Origin of the sequence: Aliiroseovarius marinus (assembly GCF_050881025.1) — a bacterium.
GTDB lineage: Bacteria > Pseudomonadota > Alphaproteobacteria > Rhodobacterales > Rhodobacteraceae > Aliiroseovarius > Aliiroseovarius marinus_A.
This window is the reverse complement of the sequence record NZ_JBNNXQ010000002.1, coordinates 222,067-238,905: the sequence shown is the minus strand read 5'-3', so window position 1 is coordinate 238,905 and position 16,839 is coordinate 222,067. Positions and strand designations below refer to the sequence as shown.

Annotated in this window: 17 protein-coding genes; 11 read left to right on the top strand and 6 right to left on the bottom strand. The window is 60.3% G+C overall.

Features of this window, described 5'->3' with window-relative positions; genetic code table 11:
• Positions 1 to 106 precede the first annotated feature (106 nt).
• From ACRY08_RS06630 to ACRY08_RS06580, 11 genes are all read left to right on the top strand, one after another.
• Entirely contained in the window at positions 107 to 1,450 is a 1,344-nt protein-coding gene (locus ACRY08_RS06630) for an NAD(P)/FAD-dependent oxidoreductase (protein ID WP_432449102.1), read from the top strand.
• A complete protein-coding gene (locus tag ACRY08_RS06625; protein ID WP_432449101.1) occupies positions 1,389 to 2,546 on the top strand; it encodes a class I SAM-dependent methyltransferase in 1,158 nt (385 codons plus the stop codon). The genes ACRY08_RS06630 and ACRY08_RS06625 overlap by 62 nt, the downstream gene beginning before the upstream one ends.
• Positions 2,539 to 3,033, top strand: coding sequence for a hypothetical protein (locus ACRY08_RS06620; RefSeq protein ID WP_432449100.1), 495 nt, complete (start codon positions 2,539 to 2,541; stop codon positions 3,031 to 3,033). The genes ACRY08_RS06625 and ACRY08_RS06620 overlap by 8 nt, the downstream gene beginning before the upstream one ends.
• Positions 3,033 to 4,250, top strand: a complete 1,218-nt coding sequence (locus ACRY08_RS06615) for an MFS transporter (RefSeq protein ID WP_432449099.1) — start codon at positions 3,033 to 3,035, stop codon at positions 4,248 to 4,250. The genes ACRY08_RS06620 and ACRY08_RS06615 overlap by 1 nt, the downstream gene beginning before the upstream one ends.
• Positions 4,251 to 4,255: 5 nt before the next feature.
• Positions 4,256 to 4,825, top strand: coding sequence for a DUF3833 domain-containing protein (locus ACRY08_RS06610; RefSeq protein ID WP_432449098.1), 570 nt, complete (start codon positions 4,256 to 4,258; stop codon positions 4,823 to 4,825).
• A gap of 236 nt (positions 4,826 to 5,061) precedes the next feature.
• A complete protein-coding gene (gene nadA, locus ACRY08_RS06605) occupies positions 5,062 to 6,111 on the top strand; it encodes a quinolinate synthase NadA (protein ID WP_432449097.1) in 1,050 nt (349 codons plus the stop codon).
• A 6-nt stretch (positions 6,112 to 6,117) separates the two neighbouring features.
• Complete coding sequence (locus ACRY08_RS06600; RefSeq protein ID WP_432449096.1) at positions 6,118 to 7,686, top strand: L-aspartate oxidase; 1,569 nt, start codon at positions 6,118 to 6,120, stop codon at positions 7,684 to 7,686.
• On the top strand, positions 7,683 to 8,540 hold the full coding sequence (gene nadC / locus ACRY08_RS06595; RefSeq protein WP_432449095.1) for a carboxylating nicotinate-nucleotide diphosphorylase: 858 nt from the start codon (positions 7,683 to 7,685) through the stop codon (positions 8,538 to 8,540). The genes ACRY08_RS06600 and nadC overlap by 4 nt, the downstream gene beginning before the upstream one ends.
• Before the next feature lie 77 nt (positions 8,541 to 8,617).
• Positions 8,618 to 9,385, top strand: a complete 768-nt coding sequence (locus ACRY08_RS06590) for a LamB/YcsF family protein (protein WP_432449094.1) — start codon at positions 8,618 to 8,620, stop codon at positions 9,383 to 9,385.
• Between the two features lies 1 nt (position 9,386).
• On the top strand, positions 9,387 to 10,070 hold the full coding sequence (locus ACRY08_RS06585) for a 5-oxoprolinase subunit B family protein (protein ID WP_432449093.1): 684 nt from the start codon (positions 9,387 to 9,389) through the stop codon (positions 10,068 to 10,070).
• The gene (locus ACRY08_RS06580; protein ID WP_432449092.1) at positions 10,067 to 11,080 is read left to right on the top strand and encodes a biotin-dependent carboxyltransferase family protein; all 1,014 of its coding nucleotides are present in this window, start codon (positions 10,067 to 10,069) and stop codon (positions 11,078 to 11,080) included. The genes ACRY08_RS06585 and ACRY08_RS06580 overlap by 4 nt, the downstream gene beginning before the upstream one ends.
• A gap of 52 nt (positions 11,081 to 11,132) precedes the next feature.
• Here ACRY08_RS06580 and ACRY08_RS06575 read toward each other — a convergent pair whose 3' ends face one another.
• From ACRY08_RS06575 to ACRY08_RS06550, 6 genes are all read right to left on the bottom strand, one after another.
• Positions 11,133 to 12,611 (bottom strand): NAD-dependent succinate-semialdehyde dehydrogenase, encoded by a 1,479-nt coding sequence (locus ACRY08_RS06575; RefSeq protein ID WP_432449090.1) that lies wholly within the window; start codon positions 12,609 to 12,611, stop codon positions 11,133 to 11,135.
• Between the two features lie 270 nt (positions 12,612 to 12,881).
• The gene (locus tag ACRY08_RS06570) at positions 12,882 to 13,439 is read right to left on the bottom strand and encodes a hypothetical protein (RefSeq protein ID WP_432449089.1); all 558 of its coding nucleotides are present in this window, start codon (positions 13,437 to 13,439) and stop codon (positions 12,882 to 12,884) included.
• 36 nt (positions 13,440 to 13,475) lie between these two features.
• Positions 13,476 to 14,462 (bottom strand): P1 family peptidase, encoded by a 987-nt coding sequence (locus ACRY08_RS06565; RefSeq protein WP_432449088.1) that lies wholly within the window; start codon positions 14,460 to 14,462, stop codon positions 13,476 to 13,478.
• Positions 14,462 to 15,202 (bottom strand): SDR family oxidoreductase, encoded by a 741-nt coding sequence (locus ACRY08_RS06560; RefSeq protein ID WP_432449087.1) that lies wholly within the window; start codon positions 15,200 to 15,202, stop codon positions 14,462 to 14,464. Before ACRY08_RS06560 ends, ACRY08_RS06565 begins: the two co-directional genes overlap by 1 nt.
• Before the next feature lie 53 nt (positions 15,203 to 15,255).
• On the bottom strand, positions 15,256 to 16,413 hold the full coding sequence (locus ACRY08_RS06555; RefSeq protein WP_432449086.1) for a winged helix-turn-helix domain-containing protein: 1,158 nt from the start codon (positions 16,411 to 16,413) through the stop codon (positions 15,256 to 15,258).
• Complete coding sequence (locus tag ACRY08_RS06550; RefSeq protein WP_432449085.1) at positions 16,410 to 16,838, bottom strand: acyl-CoA thioesterase; 429 nt, start codon at positions 16,836 to 16,838, stop codon at positions 16,410 to 16,412. Before ACRY08_RS06550 ends, ACRY08_RS06555 begins: the two co-directional genes overlap by 4 nt.
• Position 16,839 lies beyond the last annotated feature (1 nt).

Sequence of the window (16,839 nt, the reverse complement as noted above, 5' to 3'; positions counted from 1 at the left end):
GCGCGCGTTCTCGGATCACTTCACGTGCCGCCGCTTCAATATTTTTCTGATCCGGAAACACATCCACTGCGTAGTCCTTATATCGAAAGCATAACATGAGGACGACATGTTGGACCAGACACAAGGCCCCCGAAAGACCATTGCCATTATTGGGGGGGGCATATCTGGCCTTTCAGCGGCCTACTATCTTTCCGCGCATCATGATGTAACCCTGTACGAGGCCGCGCAACGGCTGGGTGGCCACGCGCGCACGGTTCTTGCCGGTAAAAACCAAGACCAACCCGTTGATACCGGGTTTATCGTCTTTAACTACGTGACCTACCCATATCTGACGCGATTGTTCCGTGATCTGGACGTGCCGGTGATGAAAAGCGAAATGAGCTTTGGCGCAAGCATTGATGGGGGGCGGTTGGAATATGGCCTGAACTCGCTCAGAGCCATCACTGCCCAACGGCGCAATCTGGCGCGGCCTCAGTATTATAAGATGATCGCCGATATCATCCGATTTGGAAAACGGGCAGAGGCTGCCGCGCAAAATGATGACAAAACCATCGGCGAGCTGGTGGATGAGCTGGGGCTGGGGACGTGGTTTCGCAACAACTACCTGATGCCTATGTGCGGGGCGATCTGGTCCACGCCTGTTGCAGATGTTGACAAGTTTCCGGCCCGATCACTTGTCCGGTTTTTCCGCAACCATGCGCTTCTTGCGGGCAGCGGTGAACACCAATGGTGGACGGTACGGGGGGGCAGCATCGAATATGTGCGCCGGTTGGAGGCTGCGCTTATTGCACGCGGTTGCGAGGTGCAAACAGGCTGTCCGGTCGCACGGGTTTCGCGTCAGGATGATGGCGTGATGTTGCATCCGCAGGGGGCAGAGCCGACCCGCTTTGACGAGGTTATTTTTGCCTGCCACACCGATCAGGCGCTGTCTATTCTGGGTGAAGATGCAACACCTGATGAAACGTCTGCGCTGGGGGCCATCAGATACCAGACCAATCGGGCCGTTTTGCATTGCGATACCAATCAGATGCCCAAACGCCGGGCCTGTTGGTCCAGTTGGGCGTACCGTTCGCAACAAGGCGACATTGGTGTGACCTACTGGATGAACAAGCTGCAAAACATCCCCGAGGATGATCCGCTTTTCGTCACGCTGAACCCGTCACGCCCCATTCCGCGGGACAAAATTTACGACGAAGTCACGTTTGCGCATCCGGTTTTTGACAAGCCCGCACTGCAGGCGCAGAGCCGCATCCGCGAGATGCAGGGGCGAAACCACACTTGGTTTGCAGGCGCATGGAACCGTCATGGGTTTCACGAAGATGGGATTGCCAGCGCCATTCGCATCACCCGCATGATCAATGCCCCCGTTTTTAAGAAAGGAACAGCCCTTGCGATTGACCAACAAAGCCCTGAAGACCGAGTTCCTGGCGACATGCGAGCGCCTGCGTGAGGGCCGTTTGACCCTGCGCACCCCCGAAGGCGAACGCTATCACTTTGGAACCTCCGGCCCAGAGGCCGAGATGGTGATCCGCGACTGGGCCGCCGTTTCGGCCATGGCCGCTCATGGGCAGGTCGGGTTGGGCGAAGCCTATGTGCAGGGAATGTGGGATACATCGTCGGTCGAACGGCTGATGTCGCTTGCAATGATCAACCGCGACCATCTTGGTGCCTACGATCAAGCGAGCCCTTTCAACAAGGTAAAGTTCCGCTTGGTGGATACTGTTTTGCGCGCCAATTCCCGGCGTGGATCACGCAAGAATATCCGGGCGCATTATGATGTGGGCAACGAGTTCTACGGGCTTTGGCTGGACGAAGGCATGACCTATTCTTCGGGGCTTTTTGGCGCTGAAAATGACGATCTGGCACAGGCCCAGACCCGCAAAAATGCCCGTGCTCTGTCGCGTCTCAGCGATGGCGAACGCGTGCTTGAGATCGGGTGTGGTTGGGGTGGATTTGCCGAACATGCCTCGGACGAGGGGCGTGACGTGACGGGTGTGACGATTTCTAGAAACCAACACAGCTATGCGGAATGTCGATTGGATGGCCGCGCCGATATTCAGCTGCGCGACTATCGCGACATCGAGGGGCGGTATGACAATATCGTCTCAATCGAGATGATCGAAGCTGTGGGCGAGCGCTATTGGCCAAGCTACTTTGACACGCTCAAACGCAACCTCGCAGAGGGTGGCCGCGTGCTTTTGCAGGCCATCACGGTCAATGACAGCTTCTTTGAACGCTACAAAGGGTCCTCTGACTATATCCGGCAATATGTGTTCCCCGGCGGCATGCTCCTGTCGGATCAGGTGATCGCAGATCAGGCCCAGCAGGCCGGGCTGTCAGTTCAGGACAATTTCGCCTTCGGTCAGGACTACGCCAAAACCTGCCGGATCTGGGCCAGACGACTGGCGCAACAGAAACGGAAAATCGATGCGTTGGGCTACGGCGAGGCATTTTTTCGCAACTGGCAATACTATCTCGAGATTTGCGCAGCCTCCTTCGCAATCGGACATACGAATGTGGTTCAGGTGGAGCTAGCCCATGCTTAGACTTGCGCTCGTTCTTGCTTTCTTGTCATGGCCCATAACGCTTTCTGCAACGCCGCTAGACAAGGCACTTCCCGGTGCGGTGCAACGGGGGCAGGCGACTTTTTCCTATTTTGGGGTGCCGCTATATGATGCGCGCCTGTTCACTTTGGGTGGGGCAAAGCTGGACTGGCAACAGGATTTCGCGCTTGAACTGAAATACAAACGCCGCCTTTCGGAAAATGATTTGATTCAAGCAACCCTACGCGAGATGGCGCGCATGGGGGGGCAGGTTCCGATCGCAAGCCAGCTTGCAACATGTTTCCAGGACGTCAACCGTTCAGATACCTATCTGGCGATCACGGACGGACCAGACCGTATTCGGTTCTGGCGCAATGGACAGCCCACCTGCACCCTGTCCTATCCCCGGATCAAACGACGCTTCATGGATATCTTTCTGGGGCAGAAAACCCAATCTGCGCGGTTTACACGTCGACTGAAAGGGATGTGATGGTCTATCCGCGCGTCAGTCTCTATGCGTTGATGCTCGCCTCGGCTGGGATACCGCTTTACATCCATTTGCCCAGATTCGCGTCGGTAAATCTGGGATTGGGTCTGGGTGCGATTGGCACCATTCTGTTGCTGATCCGATTTATTGATCTGGTGCAGGACCCGTTTCTGGGCTGGGCCATAGACCGCTGGCCGCGTGCTCAGGTCTGGTTTGCCATGCTGTCAGCCTGCGGGCTGGCTTTCGGCTTCCCGATGTTGTTTTTGTTGGTGCCCGGACCAAATATCGTCCCAGCGCTGATCGCCATACTGATCTTGCTGTTCTCTGCCTATAGCCTTGGCATGATCCTGCTTTATGGGCGCAGCGCGACATTGGCCGCGCGCCCCGTTCCGCAGGAACTCATGAAAGTATCGGCCTTTCGAGAGGGGGGCATGCTGGCCGGGGTGATCATCGCGGCCATCGCCCCGGCGGTGTTTGTGGGGTTTGGCGCTGGCAGGGATGGGTATGCGGCTTTCGGTGTGTTCCTTGGTGCGGTTGCCGTGTTTACCGCGCTTGTCACCCGGCCGATCTGGCAACGTCGCCCCATTGCCAGCGAGACGCTTTCCTTGTCCGGGCTCGCAAATGCGGGCGCGCTGAGACTTTTGCTTCTGGCGCTGGTCAACAGCCTGCCTGTTGCCCTGACCTCGACCCTGTTTCTGTTTTTCGTCGAAGATCGCCTCAGGCTTTCCGGCATGGCAGGGGGCATGCTGATCCTGTTTTTCCTGTGCGCAGGCCTGACCGTGCCTTTCTGGGCGTGGCTCAGCAACCGGATCGGCGGCAAAAGAACACTGCTGATTGCCATGCCATTGTCTATCATTGGCTTTGTCGGCGCAGGGGCTTTGGCTCCGGAAAACCCCATGGGCTTTGCTGCAATCTGCGTGGCGTCGGGCATGGCGCTTGGTGCGGATATGGTGGTTCTGCCGGCGATGTTCTCTGTCGTTCTGACCCGACAGGGCTTGAATGCATCTTCTGCATTTGGGCTGTGGTCACTTGCCGGAAAACTGGGCCTGGCCTTGGCCGCCTTTGTCACCTTGCCGCTTTTAGAGCGGGCAGGGTTCACACCGGGGCAGCCCAACAGCGCCGAGGCGTTGACCCTGCTCAATCTGACCTACGCGGTCTTGCCATGCCTGTTGAAAATTCTTGCCCTAGGCGTCGTTCTGACGCTTCCCACAGAGGACTGAACCAGATGAAAACCCTTACTATTCTGCTGCTTATCGTTGTAACGGGCATGCTGTTGAAATCACGCTTCATGAGTTTTCGCAGTCAATCCCCAAGCGATTATGCCCAAACCGGCCCCGCGTTTAACTTGCAAGAACATCTCTCGGGATCGATCCTGTCCGAGGGGTTGATCTACGGCCCGACAGGAAAAGTCACAAACAGCTTCGTGGCGAAAATGACCGGCGAATGGAATGGCGACCAAGGAACGCTGAGCGAGCATTTTCGCTATTCGAACGGCAAAGAGCAGAATCGGAAATGGTTTTTGACACTCGGACCCGACAACAGCTTTACGGCCACAGCCGATGACATCGTCGGCGAGGCACGCGGTGTGGTTTCGGGGTCGACAGTGCGGCTGAGCTACAAGATCATTTTGCCAAAAGAGGCCGGTGGCTACACGCTGAATGCGACAGACTGGATGTATCTGACCGAAAACGGGGTCATCATGAACAAGTCGGAAATGCGCATTCTTGGGGTCAAAGTCGCCGAATTGGTTGCGACCATGCGTCCTGATGAAAGCGCTGCGGCCATGGCGAATTGATGGACACGCATTTTCCCGCGCCGAGGGGCAAATTCGGAACGGATAGTGGCGGTGTGCTTGCCGCCCTCCCGAACCCGCGCAAAGGCTGCGTCTTGCCCCTAGGTCACCCTATTTCAGCATCAAGTGTTAAAAAAGGCGCATCGCTCCCCGTGTGATTGCCAAGCTTTCCTGTCAATTTGGTGGCAATTGCTGCGCCAACTTGCTATCTGAGGGCCGCATAAGACGGGAGCGCTGTATTGCTTGACCTAACTGACATCCGCAACCTGCTGGCGGAAAGCTATGATCTGGAACCCTCGGCCGAGCTGGCCGCGTCGATGCCCGAGGTCTATGCCCGCATGGACCGCGTCGTCACGCCCCCGGATTTCGCCATCTACGCGCCCTATATCAAGGCGATCAACGCCCTGAAAAAGGAACGCAATGCGGTCATTCTGGGCCATAACTACATGACGCCCGAAATCTTTCATGGCGTGTCTGACGTTGTGGGTGACAGCCTGCAGCTGGCGATGACGGCCAGCGAAGTTGAAGCGGATGTGATTGTGCAGGCGGGTGTGCATTTCATGGCCGAGACGTCAAAGATTCTCAGCCCCGAAAAGACAGTCTTGATGCCCGACATGGCCGCGGGTTGTTCGCTGGCCGAAAGCATCACCGCCGATGGCATTGAAGAGATGCGCGCCAAATACCCCGGCGCCCCGGTTGTGTCTTACGTGAACACCACGGCCGAGGTGAAAGCCGCGTCCGACATCTGCTGCACCTCGTCAAACGCCGTTCAGATCGTAAACGCGATGGAGGCCGACACGGTCATCATGACGCCTGACCAGTATCTGGCGCAGAATGTGGCCAACGAGGCCGACAAAAACGTGGTCTATTGGCCGGGCTCGTGCATTGTGCATGAACAATATACCGCTCAGGACCTGCGCGATTTCCGCGAATGGAACCCGGGCACGCGGTTGATCGCCCACCCGGAATGCCCGCCCGATGTGGTGGCCGAGGCCGATTTCTCCGGCTCGACCAGTGGCATTTTGAAATATGTGACCGACGAGAAGCCCGAAAAGGCGATGCTGATCACCGAATGCTCGATGGCATCGAACATTGCCGACAACCTGCCCGAGGTCGATTTCGTCGGCCCCTGCAACATGTGCCCCTATATGAAGAAGATCACCTTGGAAAAGATCCTCTACGTGTTGCACACGATGGAAGGTCAGGTCGAAGTGGACGCAAAGGTGGCCGAAAAGGCACGTCATTCGGTTCAGGCGATGATCGACCTGTCAAAGAAACTGGGCCTTTGATCTGATATGAAAACCATTCCCACCGATCGCGTTGTTATCGTGGGGGCCGGTCTGGGCGGGCTCTATGCGGCGTTGAAACTGGCACCGCGCCCGGTGGTGATGATCTCGCCCGAAACGCTGGGCGAGGGAGCCAGCTCGGCCTGGGCGCAGGGCGGTGTCGCGGCGGCGATGGATGCAGCTGACAGTCCGCAAAACCACGCCCGTGATACGGTGAAGGCCGGTGCGGGGACGGTGGACCCGAATGTGGCTGATCTGGTCACCCGCGAGGCCCGCGACTACATCCTTGATTTGACGACCATGGGCACGCCTTTTGACCGGACCGAAGACGGCGGCTATGTGCTCTCGCGCGAGGCGGCGCACAGCTATGCCCGCGTTGTACGGGTGAAGGGTGATCAGGCGGGCGCACAGATCATGGCAGCCCTGATTGAACAGGTGCGCCAGACGCCCTCGATCCAGGTGCTGGAAGGCACGATGGCGGTGGACCTGCGGGTGGTTGACGGTCGGGTGACTGGCGTCGCGGTCCAGAAAGCGGACGAAGCCCGTTCGGCCCCGGTGATGCTTGAAGGCGCGGCGGTTCTGCTGGCGGGCGGTGGATCGGGCGGGCTTTATGCGCTGACCACCAATCCCCCCCGCATCCGTGGTCAGGTGATCGGGATGGCGGCACGCGCTGGTGCGCTGATCTCGGACGCTGAGTTTGTGCAGTTTCACCCCACCGCGATGGATGTGGGCGAAGACCCAGCGCCGCTGGCGACCGAGGCGCTGCGCGGTGAAGGCGCGGTCCTGATCAACAAAGATGGCGAACGCTTCATGCAGGCCATCCACCCGGATGCGGAGCTTGCCCCGCGCGATGTTGTGGCCCGTGCGATCTATGCCCAGAAGCAAGCGGGCAACCGCCCGATGCTGGACACCCGCGAAGTGCTGGGCGAGGCGATCAAGACGCAATTCCCATCCGTGGCCGAATATTGCGCGCGCAACGGGATCGATCCGGCAACCGACCCGATCCCCGTGGCCCCCGCTGCCCACTACCATATGGGCGGGATCGCCACGGACATGGAAGGGCGTGCCACTCTAGCCGGGCTTTGGGTCTGCGGCGAGGCATCCTCGACGGGCTTGCACGGGGCCAATCGTCTGGCCTCGAACGGGCTGTTGGAAGCGCTGGTCTATGCGCGCATCTGCGCCGAGGGCATAGCGGCTGAAATAGGCGCATCTGCGGATGCCCCGCCTTTGAACATCAGTTTTGACGCGGGCGGCACACCCCCGACGCCTGAGGCCGTGATGGCCCTGCGCCAATGCATGACCGAAAACGTCGGCGTAGTGCGCAACGCCGACGGGTTGCGTCAGGCGCTGCAGCTGATCGCGCGGCTCGAAGCCGACCACGCCGACAGCCTGTCCTTCAGGAACATGTTGGCCACGGCCACGCTGATCACCGCCGGTGCGCTGATGCGCGAAGAAAGTCGCGGCGCGCATGAACGGTCTGATTTTCCACAGACAAATGACGGGCCGGGCAGCCGGTCTGAACTGCATCTTTCCGATGCGCTCGCGATCCGGGCGCAGGTTTGCGAGGAACTGACATGAGTTTTTCAACTGTCCCCGATCTGGTTCTGGAACCAATGATCCGCAACGCTTTGATGGAGGATCTGGGCAGCTACGGCGATGTAACCACCCGTGCGGTGATCCCGGCAGAGACCACATATGAAGCCCGCCTGAACGCGCGTGAAGACGCCATTGTGTCGGGCATGCAGGTCGCGCGCATCGCCTTTCACCTAGTCGATGCAGAGCTAAAGGTCGTGACCCATGTGGCAGACGGTCAGCCCTGCAAGGCGGGCCAGACGCTGATGACGATCACGGGCCGCGCGGCCTCGATCCTGTCGGGCGAACGCGTGGCGCTGAACTTTGCAGGCCGCCTGACGGGTATTGCCACCAAAACCGCCGGCTTCGTGACTGAGGCCAAGGGCACAGATGCCCGCGTGACCTGCACTCGCAAGACCACGCCCGGCCTTCGGCTGGTCGAAAAACTTGCCGTCCTGCATGGCGGCGGGTTCAATCATCGCTATTCCCTGTCGGATGCGATCCTGATCAAGGACAATCACATCGCGGCGGCGGGTGGTGTGCGGCAAGTGCTGGAGGCCACCAAAGCCCATGCCAGCCACATGATGGCCGTCGAGATCGAGGTCGATACGCTGGACCAACTGGCCGAGGTGCTGGAGGTCGGCGGGGCCTCTGTCGTGCTGCTTGATAATATGGACAACGACATGCTGCGCGAGGCGGTGGCAATGGTTGATGGTCGCATGAAAACCGAAGCCTCGGGCAATGTGAAACTGGACCGCATCGCACCGATCGCGGCGACGGGGGTGGACTATATCTCGTCCGGCGCGCTGACCCATTCGGCGCGCACTGTCGACCTGGGGCTGGATTTCGACGCCAGCTAGGGCGCAGTTCTGGCTTGCCAGACGGGGGCGCTTGGCCCTACCCATGATGGCAAGGATGCACCGTGGGAGGGCAGAGCATGACGCGCACTATCGACCTGAATTCCGATCTGGGTGAAAGCTTCGGCGCTTGGTCCATGGGCGATGATGCGGCGATGCTGGCGCTGGTCACCAGCGCGAATATTGCCTGCGGCGGCCATGCAAGTGACCCCAAAACCATGTTTGAAACCTTGCAGATGGCGGCGAAAAACGGCGTCACGGTGGGCGCACATCCCGGCTATAACGACCGCGAGGGGTTTGGCCGCCGGGTGATCCCCATGGCCCCTGACGACATCGGATATATGGTGGCGGCCCAGGTGGGTGCGCTTTTGGCCGTGGCCGACATGGTGCCGGTGCCCGTCGCATATGTGAAACCGCATGGGGCGCTGGCCAATCTGGCCGCTGCAGACGCGGATGTGGCGCGCGCCATTGCCCGCGCCATCAAAGCGCTGCGGGCCGATCTGTCAGTGCTGGCCATTTCGGGCACGGTGTTTGAACAGGTGGCCCGTGCAGAAGGGCTCGACGTTTATTCCGAGATCTTCGCGGACCGAACCTATCAGTCCTCTGGCCAATTGGTGCCGCGCAGCCACCCGGATGCGGTTATTCATGACGCGGAGCATGCAGCCCAGCGACTACTGGAGATGTTGGACACGGGGCTGATGCCGGTGATTGACGGAGACCCCATTGCGCTGGCCGCGCAGTCCATCTGCGTGCATGGCGACCATCCCGCTGCCGTCGAAACGGCCCGCCAAATCCGCGCGCGTCTGACGGGTGCCGGCGTGCCCCTTGCCCCGTTCATCGGGGGCTAAGATGTTCCCGCGTTTCGTGCCTGTCGGCGATCACGCCCTCTTGGTCGAATTTGCCGACGCAATCAGCGAGGCAGCGACAGCACGCGTGCTTGATCTGGATCGCGCGTTAACCGCACACCCGCCTGACGGGCTGGTCGAAGTGGTGCCGGGACTGGTCAATCTGTTGGTCGAGTTTGATCCGGTGACCACCACTCACGAAGATATACAAGCGGCGGTGGTCCCGCTGCTTGAACAGACGGCCTCTTCAACGAAAGCCGCGCCCTTGCGTCAGGTGCCTGTCTGCTACGACGCTGATTTTGCACCGGATTTATCTGATGTCGCGGCACGCGCCGGGATCAGCGAAGAGGCGGTGATCAAGGCGCATCTGGCGGGGGACTACCGCGTGCTCATGTATGGGTTTGCACCCGGCTACGCCTATATGGGCGGCGTGCCCGAGGCGATCCAATGCCCACGAAAGCCCAGCCCCGTGCGCGATGTGCCAGCAGGATCGCTTTTGATTGCCGGGCCGCAATGTTTGATCTCGACCCTTACGATGCCAACGGGCTGGTCCATCATCGGGCGGGTGGCAACACGGGTGCTGACCGGCGATCCGGCGCGCCCCTTCCTGTTTGATGTGGGCGACCGGGTGCAGTTCACCCGCGTCAGTCGCGCGGAGTTCGAAGCTGGGCAGGGGGGTGTCAGATGAGCGCTGCCAGGTTCAGGGTTGCCTTCGCCGGTCCGCTTGTCACCGTTCAGGACGTGGGTCGGCGCGGGCAAAAGCGCTTTGGCGTGCCCTGCTCGGGTCCGATGGACCGGCTGGCTTGTGCGGCAGGTCGTGCGGTGCTGGACCTGCCAGACACAGCGGCCGGGATCGAGATTTCGATGGGCGGTTTGGTGTTGGAGTGCACCGAGGGCGCCACGACGCTCGCGGTGACCGGCGGCGATTTCTCGGTGACCCTGGATGGTGCGGCGCTGGACAGCTGGAACGTCTTGTCCATTGAGGCCGGGCAAAGCCTTTCGATCCGGCCCGGGGCATCGGGCAGCTGGGCCTATCTGCATTTTGCAGGGCTGTTTCAGGCGGACAACTGGCTGGGCAGCGTGGCCACCCACAGCGCGTCAGGTTTCGGTGGTGGGGCGGTGGTCACGGGGCAGGGTCTGACCGTCGAGGCCGCGCGGGTTGACCCGGCCCGCGAAGGCACGTTTTCGCCGCCGGTCTATCCCGGTGCACCCAATGAGGCACGGGTTGTGATGGGGCCGCAAGATCGGCATTTCCACGCCGATGCGCTGGCAACGTTCCAACAGGAAAACTATGCGCTGACAGATGCTTACGACCGAATGGGGGTGCGTCTGGCTGGGTCGGAGCTTGCCCTGAATGGTGCCCTGTCTATTCCCTCTGAACCCGTGTTGCGCGGGTCTGTTCAGGTGGCAGGCGACGGGGTGCCGACCGTGCTTCTGGCCGATCACCAGACCACCGGGGGTTATCCGAAAATTGCCACCGTGATTGGCCCCGATCAGGATCGTCTGGCGCAGCTCAGGGCGCGCGACACTGTGCGGTTTGTCTCGATATCGCCCGAGGAGGCGGTGGTGGCCGCGCGGCAGGCAGCGGCACAAGCCGGTGTTTATCTTGACGCCCTGCGCATCCCGCGCGGCACGTTTTCGGAACGGCTGCTGAAAACCAATCTGATCAGTGGCGCGGTGTCTGCCGCTGAAGAGTGAAACGAAAAAACCCGCGCAAGCTGCGCGGGTTTTCGGTTCTTTTCGGCAGGCCTTAGACCGACATGCAGATGTATTTCATCTCAAGGAAATCCTCGATCCCGTGGCGCGAGCCTTCGCGACCAAGGCCCGACTGTTTCACGCCACCAAAGGGCGCGGTCTCGGTCGAGATGATGCCGGTGTTCACGCCGACGATGCCATATTCCAGCGCCTCGGCCACTTTGTAGACGCGGCTCAGGTTGTTGGCGTAGAAATAGGACGCGAGGCCAAAGATCGTGTCATTGGCTTGTGCGATCACGTCGTCCTCGTCCTTGAATTTGAACAAGGGCGCCATCGGGCCGAAGGTCTCGTCCGTGGCGACCTCCATCTCGCGGGTGGCGTTTTTGATGATGGTGGGTTCAAAGAACAGCCCGCCGTTTTCGTGTTCTTTGCCGCCAAGGATCACCTCGCCGCCTTTCGACGTGGCGTCGGCCACGTGCTCCCGCACTTTCTGAACAGCGGCAGGTGAGATGAGCGGGCCAAGCGCAATGCCTTCGTTCAACCCGTCACCAACGGGCAGGGCGGACACGGCTTTGGCGAAGCGCTTGGCGAATTCGTCATACACGCCTTCCTGCACATAGATCCGGTTGGCGCAGACGCAGGTCTGGCCGTTGTTGCGGAATTTGCAGGCGATGGCGCCTTCCACGGCGGCGTCCAGATCGGCGTCGTCAAACACGATGAAGGGGGCGTTGCCACCCAGTTCCATCGAGCATTTCAGAACCTGATCGGCCGCCTGACGCAGCAGGATGCGACCGACATTGGTCGAGCCGGTGAAGGTCAGTTTGCGCACCAGCGGGTTCTCGCAGAACTCTTTGCCGATGTCCGAGCTGCGCGAGCTGGGCACGATGTTGAACACACCCGCGGGGATGCCCGCGCGGTCAGCCAGAACGGCCAGTGCGGTGGCCGAGAGCGGTGTCAGTTCGGCAGGACGCCCGACAAAACCACAGCCTGCGGCAATTGCCGGGGCACATTTGCGGGTGATCATCGCGTTGGGGAAGTTCCAAGGCGTGATCGAGGCAACAACGCCGATCGGCTGACGGATCACCATCAGGCGCTTGTCGGGCTGGTGACCGGGGATGGTTTCGCCATAGATGCGCTTGGCCTCTTCACCGAACCATTCGATGAAGCTGGCGCCATAGGCGATCTCGCCCGTCGCTTCAGCCAGGGGTTTGCCCATTTCGGCAGTCAGGATCACGGCAAGGTCAGCCTGATTTTCCATCATCAGGTTGAACCATTTGCGCATGATGTTGGCGCGGTCCTTGGCGGTGCGTTTCGCCCATTCGCGGCCCGCTTTGTCGGCCACTTCAATGGCGCGGGCCACTTCAGTGCGCGACAGATCGGCGACCGTGGCGATAACGTCGCCGCGCGCCGGGTTGGTCACGTCGAACGTGGCCCCGTCATCGGCGTCGATCCATTCGCCGTTCACATAGGCGCGGGTTTCGACCAGCGTCGGGTCTTTCAGAAGTTTCTTCAACTCGGTGGCATTGGCGCTCATGTTTGTGTCTCCCAAATCCTGTGCCGTTTGGATGTTCGATCCTGTCAGGCGTGTTCAGTGGCTTTCGTGTTTCGGCAGGGCGGCACCGCGCCGCCGCTCCTCTTGGAATCGGACATAGCCTATTCGGGATCGCATTTCATCCCGATTGGATACAATTTTTTGATCATTTTTTTGGAGTTCGGCCAGAACAGACAAACAGCGCGGAAGATTCTTCTGATCTGCGACTGTTTCAGCGTTGGATTCAGGTGCTGTTCCGGCCGGTCGTGCGTGTCAGCGGCCGAAATTTTCCAAAGCGCGATGGTCTATTTCTGACAGCAGCGGCTTCATCACCTCCGGGTCCGCGCCCGAGGCTTGTATCAGGATGCGACCGTCGACAATGCCAGACAATTCGCCGTCTTGGTTCAGGAATTTCATGCGCCCGACCCGTTCTAGCTTCATCCCCATCAGGCCGGCATTTGCCATCATGCCCGACAGCGCCCCCACCATGGGGTTGTCGGCCATGATGGTGATCGAAAATGAGTTTCCGTCACCGGTATATGTCGCTTCGGCCCCCGCGCCGCCGCCCAGCATCGCAAGCCCGGAGTTCATTTCGGTCGACACGTCGCGGGTCCAACCGTCAGGTGCTTCGGGCAGGAACTTGGCAAGGTCAGCGGTCTTCATCGACTGCATCAGTTGCTTGGCATATTCCAGCTCTTCCAAGGCATATTTGATGTCACCCTCTTCATAGGCGGACAGCGCCGATTGCAACGTGTCCGAGACCTCGTCGGCCAACGCGACGGTGGGAAGGGACAGTAAGGCCACAAGAGAGAGTTTGGCAATGGGGGACATGGTATACTCCTGTCTGTTGGAAACGGGCCGGACCCGTCAGGAAAATTTCTCGGCCCAGCTGGGCAAGGTATCTTGCGGTGCAGACGTGGCTGCATGCACACCACGTGCAATGGCACGGGCAAGGCAGGTCGCGGCGGCATGCCCCAGCCTGAGCGCGTCAAAGCCGGGATCGGGCAGGGGGTTTACCCCGGTCGCCGCGGCAAAAATCAAGTCGCCGTCAAAGGGCGTGTGGCTGGGATGGATCGCACGCGCCATTCCGTCATGGGCGGCCGTGGCCAGTCGCGTGGCCTGTGCCTGATCAAGAACCGCATCGGTGGCGATGATGGCGATGGTGGTGTTCTCGCCCAAGCGGGCCTCGGGCCGGGGTTCTTCGTGCGGGTCATGGTGCCCCATGCCAATCCCGCCAAATTCATTGTCCATTTCCCAAGGGGCGGCCCAGAACGCGGGCCCGTCGCCCATGGTGACCGCACCGAGAGCGTTGACCGCGACCAACGCGCCCACTGTGATCCCATTGTCCAGCACCAAAGAGGCAGAGCCAAGCCCGCCTTTCAGGTTGGCCGTGGTGGCCCCACAGCCCGCACCTGTGCTGCCCATATCAAACTGTTCTGCCGCCGCGGCCAATGCCGCCCGGCCCAAGGCTTTATACGGGTTTTCCGCCCAGCTTTTGTCACCACCGTTTAATAGATCAAACAAGATCGCGCCGGGCACAATCGGCACGCGCTGATCGCCCACCTGGAACCCGCGTCCCATGTCGCGCAATCCGTCGGCCACGCCCGATGCGGCATCCAGCCCAAAAGCCGACCCGCCCGAAAGCACCAGCGCATCCACCTGCTGCACCAGCTTGTCAGGTGCCAGCAAATCAGATTCCCGCGTGCCCGGTGCCCCGCCCATCACATGCAGGGCGGCGGTGAACGGCGCATCGCCCACCAGCACTGTCGCTCCGGTCTTGATGGTCGCGTCCTGTGCATTGCCCACCCGCAATCCAGCCACGTCGGTGATCAGGTTTCTGGCGCCCGGTCTCATCAGATGCACCGCCCGCCATCAACTTCCATCGCGACGCCCGTGACCATCGAGGCCTCGTCCGAGCACAGAAAACACGCGGCATTCCCCATGTCTTCGGGGGTGGAAAACCGGCCAATTGGAATGGTCGAGACGAATTTCTCACGCATTTCCGGCGTGTCTTCCCCCATGAAACTGGACAAAAGCGGAGTCTCTCCGGCGACCGGACAGATCGCGTTTACCCGCACGCCAAATGGGGCAAGCTCTACCGCCATGGTTTTGGTCGCGGTGATCATCCAGCCCTTGGAGGCATTGTACCAATTGAGGTTCGGGCGCGGGCTGAGCCCGGCGGTCGAGGCCACGTTCAGTACCGCCCCTTTGCCCAAGGCCTTCATGCCCGGCACGAAATAGCGTGCGGTCAGATAGACCGATTTGGCATTCACCGCCAAGACGCGGTCAAATTCGCCTTCGTCCACCTCTTCCATCGGCTTGGGCAGGTGGGTGATGCCCGCGTTGTTCACCACGATATCGACATGGCCCCACAATTCATGAGCTGCGCGCGCCATCTGCGCCACGCTGTCGCCGGATGAAACATCCACATGATGCGCGACCCCGTCGACCTCACCGGCCACTTCGCGGGCCAGTTCGTCGTTCAAATCCGCCACCATCACCCGCGCGCCCTCGGCTGCAAATTTGCGTACGATCCCGGCGCCAAAGCCCGATGCGCCGCCCGTCACGATGGCTGTTTTGTCCTGAAGCCGCATTTTCATCTCCTGGTTCGTGTCGCAGCTTGCGCCCAATTGCGGGCGCGTGCAAGTCAGGCCCTCCCGACCTGCCATTCGGTCGCAGACAGGCCAGCAAAACGTCCGAACCGGACCAGTTCGGCCTGTAGTTTGTCATGGCGCGCAGCGCCCCAGCGCACGCCCGGTTCCGGCCAGAAGCCGATCACCGACAGAAGGCCGGCTTTGCGATCTGCTTTCAGCTCAATGCGCCCGACAAATCGGTCCCCTTCGAGCAGCGGATAGACGTAATAGCCCCAGCGCCGTTTGTCTTTTGGCACAAACATTTCATTGCGATAGTCAAAACCAAACAATTTTTCGAGCCGCGCACGATCGCGGATCGCCGGGTCAAACGGGTTGAGAATGCGCAGGCGTGTCGTCGGGTGTGGCAGGGTGTTCAGACGGGTTTCAATATCCGCCGGGGCCAAGGCGGCATAGCTGTCGCCTTGGGCGGTTTCGACCTCGACCTTTACCAGCGCGGCACCGTCGCACCAGGCTTTGGTCTCGCGGGCGTTCAGGACATCCCAAAAGCGGCCGATTTCACCAGAGGTGCCAAAGCTCAGACGATCCAGCGCCTGTGTACATAGCCAGTCCGTGGCATCTCCGGCCGGGGCCGGATCATGTGCGGGAAAGACGCGTTCACCCAGATCATAGAATTTCACAAAGTTCTTCCGGTGGCAGGTGGCCAGTTCGCCCGCATACCACATCTGATCGAGCGCCTTTTTATGGGGTGGGCGGGCCCACATCTCGCGTTTGTCGACCTTTGTGTCGAAGGCATGGGTCGACAAGGCCCCCTCGGCGGCAATCCGGTTTCGGATGGCCGAAATCTGATCGCGTGCAAGCCCGGACTTATACCAGTCAGACCGCGCAACACGGGCGCCCAGCCGGTCAAATTGCTGTCGCCAATAGGGCAGGACACGCATGTCGATCAAGCTGGCGTCATGGGTGAAGTGTTCAAAAATGCCGCGCGCGCGGAGCCGGTCCCAGATCATGCCCTCGCGGATGTTTTGGTTGCGTGTCCACAGAATGTGGTTATGCGCGCGGGTCACGTTGCGGATCGTGTCGATCTGCACAAAGCCCAGCCGCCAGATGATATCTTGCAGGTCAAAAGCACCGGTCGGTGTGGCGGATAAGAGGTTGCTCCATAACCACAAGTGACGCGCCTGCCGGTTTGATATGCGCAGCGGTGCGCTCATGCCGGGTGCTCGGTCAGGAAGGTTTGCATGGCGGTTGCAAGTGCGTCGTCGATCACGGTGGCACGCCGCTTGTCCAGATCCATCAACACGCATTTCGCGGTGACATCAAACAGCAGCTTGTCATCGGTGGCGCGATGCATCCAGTGCTTGAAGGTGGCGGAGCGGCGACCGATCTCGGCCACGGCTGAGCGCATGTAAATCCATTCCCCGGCCAGCACTTCGCGGTGATAGTTGGCATCCGAATGCACCATGGCAAAGGCTTGCCTGCGTCCCCCGGTAATCTGGTCCTGACCCAGCCCGAAGGCGGTCATCAGGCCAAGACCTGCATCGGACACGCAGCCGAAATAGCGGCTTATGTTCATATGCCCCAACATGTCGCAATCGGTGGGGTCAATGATCCGGCGGAACGTTTCAATAGAAGCCATG